This is a genomic window from Klebsiella sp. MS 92-3, assembly GCF_000195655.1.
Lineage (GTDB): Bacteria > Pseudomonadota > Gammaproteobacteria > Enterobacterales > Enterobacteriaceae > Klebsiella > Klebsiella pneumoniae.
The window spans coordinates 68,724-69,748 of sequence record NZ_GL882802.1 but is presented as its reverse complement, the minus strand read 5'-3'; the positions used below and the strand labels follow the sequence as shown (position 1 = coordinate 69,748).

The 1,025-nt window shown below is 50.0% G+C and carries 1 protein-coding gene; it reads right to left on the bottom strand.

The annotated features are described in order from the left end of the window. The coding region (yihA, locus tag HMPREF9538_RS15045) for a ribosome biogenesis GTP-binding protein YihA/YsxC (RefSeq protein ID WP_009484985.1) at positions 1-527 on the bottom strand (527 nt) is incomplete at its 3' end. Between the last annotated feature and the right edge of the window lie 498 nt (positions 528-1,025).

The following is a 1,025-nucleotide window of genomic DNA, read 5'->3' as shown; positions in this document are numbered from 1 at the left end:
TCAACCTGGACATCGCCATTAAAGGCCAGTACCGCTTCACGCACCATATTCACTTGCGCTTTACGCGCGCCGCTGGCGAGCTTATCGGCTTTGGTGAGCAGTACCAGCACCTGAATATCGCTCTCTACCGCCCATTCGATCATCTGCTGATCGAGATCTTTAAGCGGATGACGTATGTCCATCAGCACCACGAGACCCTTCAGGCACAGACGTTTTTCCAGGTATTCCCCCAGCGCGCGCTGCCACTTGATCTTCATCTCTTCGGGTACTTGCGCATAACCATAGCCGGGCAGGTCGACAAGGCGCTTGCCCTCAGCGACTTCGAACAGGTTAATCAGCTGCGTACGCCCCGGGGTTTTGGAGGTACGCGCCAGGTTCTTCTGATTAGTCAGCGTATTCAGCGCGCTGGATTTTCCCGCGTTGGAGCGGCCGGCGAACGCCACTTCAATACCGGTATCGGCAGGAAGATGGCGGATATCTGGCGCGCTAGTGACAAAGTGCGTCAGTTGATAATTCCAGTTGGTCAAGACGGTCGTCTCCGTTAAAACAGGCTATGGCAGCGATTATACCTGAACAGCAGAAAAAGGCTGTTTTTACCGCACGCCGTTCCTGTAAGTAAAAACCATATGGTTTGTGAGACATTGACTATTCTTTGTATAGGACATACCTGAGGAAAATAAGACAAAACATATTTAAAGTGTTGAAAATTAATTAATTATAGAAATAGAGAATTCTGAAAATAGATTTTTAACTGCCAGACTGGTTGTCGATTTTTGTCAACAAGGTAAAGTAATACACAACGGCGGGGATGCTGAAAGGATTAGGACTCAGGACGAGGAGTCAGGAAGCGCCAGGAGGCGAAGACCACAGGATAGTCAGGATGACGCGCGTCTTGGAGACGTTTTACAGGGAAAAGGAAGAAACAGGGACCGTTGGACGCTAAGGGAAAGACAGGGTGAGTCGTTAGCGAACAGGGAAAGAAGAGCCCGTTAAGGGTGGTCAGTGAGGAAAAAAGAGGGGGGGGG